Source organism: Paraburkholderia sp. GAS448, assembly GCF_050435685.1.
In the GTDB taxonomy this organism is placed as follows: Bacteria; Pseudomonadota; Gammaproteobacteria; order Burkholderiales; family Burkholderiaceae; genus Paraburkholderia.
Genome location: NZ_JBNDKT010000100.1, coordinates 1 through 6,121, shown reverse-complemented (window position 1 = coordinate 6,121; position 6,121 = coordinate 1). Strand labels below are relative to the sequence as shown.

Genomic DNA, 6,121 nt, shown 5'->3' with positions numbered 1-6,121 from the left:
CGATGTCGCGCAAAGGGTGTTCGCCTGACAATGCAGCCTGCGAAGGCTTCTTCGGGCGGCTGAAAACGGAACTGTTCTATCCTCGGGACTGGCAGACTACAACCATTGACGAATTCATTGAGGTAGTTGATTCCTACATCCGCTGGTATAACGAAAAGCGGATCAAAATCTCGCTCGGCTCACTCAGTCCCCTCGAATATCGTGAGAGCCTTGGGCTTGCAGCATAAACATAAACGAGTCCAGGATTTCTGCCGCACCCCCGTGGCAGCCAGATACAAATGTCGTGTTTTTAAGGGTTAAAAGGTCTGTCTTTCATCGGTTACTGATCACGCAGTGTCGAAGGATCCGTTGTGAATGGGCAGGGCGCTGACGTCTGCGGCGCCCCCCTTTGCAGACCGACGGCGAGGTTTGCGTGCCTGCTGAACCTGCCGCTGCTGCGACTGTTCCAGAATCACACCATTGATATCGGCCTGCGTGAACTCGCGTTGCTTCTTCTTGCCTGGCGAGCGGCTTTGAACCCTGGTTGCAACGCCCAGGTGGGTTCGCGAAGGCGCTTTTCCGATCCGGCTGTTATCGCGTTGAGCCTGGATCACCTGCGAGACCTGAAGCACGTGACCCAGCCGCTTGTGCTCAACGACCGCGCCCTGATCAACTTCGGTCAGCCGGTCGTACTGTCTGCATGACAGTGCATGACCATCGGCGCGGAGTTCGATACGCCCGTCCGGGTACTCCCAGACCTCGATATACCGGCCGATCAGTTTGCGGTGCCCGGGCGTGTCGTCCAGCAGATACGTGACGCGGTCATACCGTAACCAACTCGTGAGGGCCGTTCTCGACAGCTTATTGAGTGGATTGGTAATTTGGTACCCACCAAATTATGGTGGGCACCAAAATGGACGGAACCTTGAGTGGGCGCGCGAGCGGCGGTGCGTACAAGCGGCCGAATTTCCCAACTGATTTCAAGCGGCACCTGGTCGAGCAATCCTTTGAGCCGGGGGCGTCGGTAGCGCTGATTGCCCGCGAGAGCGCCATTAACGCCAACCTTCTGTTCAAGTGGCGTCGGCAATATCTTGAAGGTGCATATGGTCTGCCGACGTTGCCGGAACACACAAAGCCGGCAACCGATAGCGAGCTCCCAGGATTGTTGCCGGTGAATATCGTTCCCGACACGCCTGCTCCTGCGACGACACCCAATGCAGGTGAGTCGCTCGAGAATGTCTTCGAGATTGAGTTCGAGCGGGCATGCCTGCGCATTCGTGGTGCGATGTCGCCAGACATACTGCGGCTGGTGATTCGCGAGTTGTCGCGATGATCGGCCTGCCGGCGGGCACACGCATCTGGATTGCGGCGGGAGTAACTGACATGCGTGCCGGGTTTCAGGGCCTGGCCGCGAAGGTCCAGACGGTGCTCCTGGAGAATCCGCTCGGTGGTCACGTATTCATCTTCCGCGGCCGTCGAGGTGACCTGATAAAAATTCTCTGGGCTACCAGCGACGGGTTATGGTTGCTTGCAAAGCGGCTCGAGCGTGGCCGTTTTATCTGGCCGCAGGCCGATAGTGGCAAGATCCATCTGACCCACGCCCAGTTGTCGATGCTGCTCGAAGGCATCGACTGGCGGCAACCCCGCCGCACCGCCGAGCCACTGTCGGTGTTGTAAACCGCGCAGCACCTGCGTAAACTGCGCGGCATGCCCGATGCCAGCGACCTTCCCGATGATATCGATGCACTCAAGGCCTTGTTGCTCGAGGCGCGGGCGTCTCTCGCCGAGCGGGATCTGGAAATCGAACGGCTCAGGGCGCAAATCGACAAACTCAGGCGCATGCAGTTCGGCCGCAAGTCCGAGAAACTGCACCGGCAAATTGCGGAACTCGAGACTCGACTGGATGACCTGACCGGCAGCCGTGGCGCAGCCGAAACGCGCGAAGCGCGGTCCGGCGGTAGAAGCAAGGCGAGCGCGAACGGTGCTTCGCGCGAGGCGCTGCCCGAACACCTGCCGCGAGAAGAGCATGTGCTCGAGCCGGAGCCGACCTGCCCCGCGTGCGGCGGCCAGATGCAACCACTGGGCGAGGACGTGTCCGAGCAACTCGGTCGCATCGCGGCAGCGTTCAAGGTTATCCGTACCATCCGGCGCAAGAAGATCTGCAACTGCTGTCACCGCATCGTGCAGCCGCTGGCGCCGGACCTGCCGATTCAACGCAGCATCGCCCACCCCAGCCTGCTTGCCGACATCCTGGTCGGTAAATATGCTGACCACCAGCCGCTGTACCGACAGTCGGTGATCGCGGCACGCGACAAGGTCACACTGGACCCGGCGAGTATGGGCCGCTGGGTCGGTCAGTGCGAGGCGCTGGTCGATGCGCTGGTGGAAGCGGTGCGTCGCTATGTGATGGCCGCCACCAAGGTTCATGCGGACGACACGCCGATCCCCGTGCTCGCGCCAGGCAACAAGAAGACCAAGACCGGCCGGCTGTGGGTCTATGTGCGCGATGACAGCCGGTCCGCTTCGACGGAACCCGCCGCCGTCTGGTTTGCGTACTCGCCGAACCGGCAAGGCGTCCATCCCCAGCGCCATCTGGCTGGCTTCAGCGGGATCCTGCAGGCCGATGCCTATTCTGGCTTCAACGAGCTGTTCCGCGATGGCACGATTCGCGAAGCCGCGTGCCACGCGCATTATCCCGAGCGCGGTTTTATCGGGAGACCGATGCTCGCGGCCACTTTCCTGTAAGTGGTGGCGCCTGCGTGCACTCGGCATAATATCTTCATGCGCCCAGATTACCGTCTGCGCAGTTGGGGATGCCCTTGCAGATTCCGATGCGTACAAGTTCTGGCGTGGAAGCTTATGTCGCGGGTCGTGAGTGGACGATTGCGAAGCTGCCAGCCTGCCCACTGCATCCTTCCGGCGGCTGCGGCCTTGCTCGCCATGGAAGCTACGCGAGGGCCAAGCCCTCCGGTGTCCGCGTGGCCCGTTGGTACTGCCCCCAGGAGCACCGCACCTTCAGCCTGTTACCCGACTTTCTGGCAGCACGCTTGCCTGGGCTGCTTGCCGAGATCGAAGAGACGATCTTCGCGGTAGCACGTTCGCCGAGCATCGAGGCTGCCGCGGCAAGTATGCGAGACCTGGGAGTAACGCTGCCGGCAGCGGTACGTTGGCTTCGTCGTCGCCTCGGGCCTGTTCAAAGTGCTGTTCGAGCGCTGAGGGATGCCGATATCGAGGTGGCCCTTGTCGTTGACGCTGGCTTTCTGACGCGCCTTCGCCTTGACCTCGACGACCGGGCACTTGCACATCTACCACCGCCACTGGGCTTCGGGGTCAGGGGCCAGGGCCGGCAGCCTGTCGAAGGCTGCCAACACAAGATGGGGCCTGACGCGCACGAGCGCACGATCTATCCTGGTCGACAACCCAACCCGTTGCCGCCACCCATATGGTCACGCGATCCCACAGAACACTGCAACCCGAACGCACGCCCACCACCCAGGACATCCTGCGCGTGTGGCGCGCAGACCGCTGCGTCAGCGCGAGCAGCGCGCAGCAATACCTGCAGTGGATCAGCCGGTTCAGACGCTACTGTCACGTGCTCGGTCTTGACGAAGCTGGCGAGCTGACGCGCGATGGGGTCAAGCGCTTCCAGGCGTGGTACGCGCATTCACGCGGGATCCCCACCACCCATCTCGCTCTTGCAAGTTCGTCAATGCGCTCGCTGCACCGCGTCTACGAGGTTGTTGGCACGCCAGTGCCACCGTGGAGACCCATCGAACGCCGTCCTCCGCCTGTCACGGCAATCCTGTGTGACTACGCTGCCCCCACCTCCGGCAACATCGGGGCAACCCCGAGGTCACGATCCGCAAGAAGCTCGACCACGTTGGCAAGCTCCTTGAGCACCTGAGCCGTTCCGGCAAGTCCTGGCGCCAGTTGAGTTTGCCCGACATCGACGCTTTCCTCATCGGATGTGCCCGTCGCTATGCTCGCTCGACGACGGCCGACATCGCCAGTACGGTCAGATCCTTTGCCCGATTCTTGTTGTTCAGCGGGCGCACTCGCGCCGACCTGGCCGACGCGGTGATCTCGCCAGTGCAACCGCGATTCGAACGACCCCGACGTGCCTTACCTTGGGAAGACGTTCAGCGACTGCTGCGCGCCGTGGACACGAGCACGGCGCGCGGGCTGCGCGACCACGCGCTATTGTTGATGATGAGCACCTACGGCCTCGGCGCTGGCGAAGTGATCGGCTTGCAACTGCAGCATATTGACTGGAACGCCGGCACGCTGCAGATGTCGCGCCCCAAGACGGGGGTCAACTTCGTCCTGCCACTGCTTCCCCCGGTGGCCAAAGTGCTTGCGCGGTACCTGCGTCATGGGCGTCCGTCTCATACTCCAACGCGGCATGTGTTCGTTCAGATGAAGGTGCCATTCGGCGCGTTCACGGCCTCGTCAGCGGTGCGACACATCCTCATCAAGCATGCAGCGATCGCCGGCATTCAGGCTCCCTACCTCGGAAGCCACGTCTTGCGGCATTCAAACGCGGCACGGCAACTCGATATTGGCACCACAGCGCGAGTGCTGTCGGACCTGCTTGGCCATCGTGACCCGGAGTCGGTGTCGGCGTACGTGCGCATCGCGACGCAGTCGCTGCGCGAAGTCTCGCTGCCGGTACCGCGATGAGCACGAAGATCACCGCCGCTGTCCTGGCCCGTGACGCAAAGGAGTTCCTGGCGTTCAAGCGAGCCATGGGAATGGGCTACCTGCGTGCCGAGTTCGTGCTCAATGGCTTCGTGCGCTTCGTTCGTGACCAGTACGGCGAACGCTCCGTATCATTGGAACGGGCGGTGTCGGAGTGGGTAGTGAGGATCGAAGGTCGCAAGGCCATCACGGTGGGCAACGAGTTCGGCGTCGTTCGCCAGCTTTGCCTCTTCCGTCGCCGTAGCGACCCGCACTGCTTCGTGCCGGATCACGCACTGGCACCTGTCAAGGAATCGGTGTTCGTACCATACATCTTCAGCCGCGAAGAGATACTGGCCCTGGTGAACGCCGCCACGCGACACGAGGGTCGCAGCATGATGTGGGGCGCGATGTTGCGCGCTCTCACGCTCGTACTGTTGCCTTTCGCCGTAAAGGAGCCGGGTGTTTTCGGCGTAATGGCGCCAGCGGAAGGCGCCTGATTCGGGGCTCGAACGGGGATCAAGAATCCTTGTTTTTACCTCCTTTCGCAAGTGCTGATTTGTTGCTCTCGGGCATCGGGCGTGGAACACGGTAGCTCTCGCCGTCGAGCACGACGCGGTACGCGGCATGTCGCAGGCGATCAAGCGTTGCGGCGCCGAGCATCTTGTTGGTCGCGAACGCGTCCCCCCATTCCGTAAAATCAAGATTGCTGGTCAGGACGGTCGATGTACGTTCGTACCGTTCGGCGATCAGATCGTGGAAGTCTTCATCTTCGGGCGTGCGCATGGGTTTCAGTCCGAAATCGTCAATGATGAGCAGTGGCACCTTGGCAAACGCCTGGAAGCGTCGCTCGTAGGAGCCGACGGCCTGTGCATTGCGCAGCGCGCCGAGAAGCCGGGTCTGGGTCATGAACAGGACATCGTGACCTTGCCGGGCGGCCGCATGGCCCAGTGCCTGCGCGAGATGGGACTTGCCTGTTCCACATGGACCAGCGATCAGCACGCTGACCTTCTCATCGATAAAGCGGCAGGTCGCCAGATCATGCACGACAGCACGATTGAGATTCGGCAGGCGGTCGAAGTCGAAACCTTCCAGTGTCTTCTGGCCACGGAAGTTCGCTCGGCGCATGCGGGCGTCGAGCTTGCGATGATCGCGCCGTGCGATCTCGTCCTGGATCAGCAACGTCAGGAAGTCGGTATAGGCGAGCTTGCGGTCGATGGCTTCGCGGTTGCGCGCCTCGAGCGTGTCGAGGATGCCGGACAGTCGCAATTGCTTAAGGGAAGACGTGAGTTCGGGAATTGGATTCATGTTCAGTGGATCAGGAGAGTCTGGGTATCGCGGCAGAAGCGGCCGCCGTGGGTGTAGGTGGTTGCGTATTCCACGCAAAGAGAACAGCCATTCCAGGGCAAAGTGAATCGTGATTCCACGGCAAAGAGAACAAGGATTCCACGCCATCGCGAACAAA

The 6,121-nt window shown here is 61.5% G+C and carries 6 protein-coding genes and 3 pseudogenes; 7 read left to right on the top strand and 2 right to left on the bottom strand.

Annotated elements, in window-relative coordinates:
- Positions 1 to 227, top strand: a 227-nt coding sequence (locus P3T23_RS47000; RefSeq protein WP_429322843.1) for an IS3 family transposase, incomplete at its 5' end; no start/stop codon positions are given.
- Positions 228 to 326: 99 nt separating this feature from the next.
- On the opposite strand, the pseudogene P3T23_RS46995 reads toward P3T23_RS47000, so the two are convergent.
- Positions 327 to 812 (bottom strand): annotated as a pseudogene (locus P3T23_RS46995) (ISNCY family transposase); the annotation flags it as partial.
- Positions 813 to 892: 80 nt separating this feature from the next.
- Here P3T23_RS46995 and tnpA point away from each other — a divergent pair.
- The 6 genes and pseudogenes from tnpA to P3T23_RS46965 all read left to right on the top strand — a co-directional run bounded on the left by tnpA (position 893) and on the right by P3T23_RS46965 (position 5,156).
- Positions 893 to 1,312 (top strand): IS66-like element accessory protein TnpA, encoded by a 420-nt coding sequence (tnpA, locus tag P3T23_RS46990; protein ID WP_429322842.1) that lies wholly within the window; start codon positions 893 to 895, stop codon positions 1,310 to 1,312.
- Positions 1,309 to 1,656: an IS66 family insertion sequence element accessory protein TnpB gene (gene tnpB, locus P3T23_RS46985; RefSeq protein ID WP_429322841.1), complete on the top strand. Its 348-nt coding sequence runs from the start codon at positions 1,309 to 1,311 to the stop codon at positions 1,654 to 1,656. Before tnpA ends, tnpB begins: the two co-directional genes overlap by 4 nt.
- Positions 1,657 to 1,686: 30 nt before the next feature.
- Positions 1,687 to 2,670, top strand: a pseudogene (gene tnpC / locus P3T23_RS46980) (IS66 family transposase); the annotation flags it as partial.
- Between the two features lie 1,167 nt (positions 2,671 to 3,837).
- Positions 3,838 to 3,960 (top strand): annotated as a pseudogene (locus P3T23_RS46975) (integrase); the annotation flags it as partial.
- Between the two features lie 177 nt (positions 3,961 to 4,137).
- Positions 4,138 to 4,659 carry a tyrosine-type recombinase/integrase gene (locus P3T23_RS46970; protein WP_429322840.1) on the top strand — a complete coding sequence of 174 codons (522 nt, stop codon included), beginning with the start codon at positions 4,138 to 4,140 and terminating at the stop codon, positions 4,657 to 4,659.
- Positions 4,656 to 5,156 (top strand): hypothetical protein, encoded by a 501-nt coding sequence (locus P3T23_RS46965; RefSeq protein ID WP_429322839.1) that lies wholly within the window; start codon positions 4,656 to 4,658, stop codon positions 5,154 to 5,156. Before P3T23_RS46970 ends, P3T23_RS46965 begins: the two co-directional genes overlap by 4 nt.
- A gap of 19 nt (positions 5,157 to 5,175) precedes the next feature.
- Here P3T23_RS46965 and istB read toward each other — a convergent pair whose 3' ends face one another.
- Positions 5,176 to 5,964 (bottom strand): IS21-like element helper ATPase IstB, encoded by a 789-nt coding sequence (gene istB, locus P3T23_RS46960; RefSeq protein ID WP_429322844.1) that lies wholly within the window; start codon positions 5,962 to 5,964, stop codon positions 5,176 to 5,178.
- Positions 5,965 to 6,121: the final 157 nt, after the last annotated feature.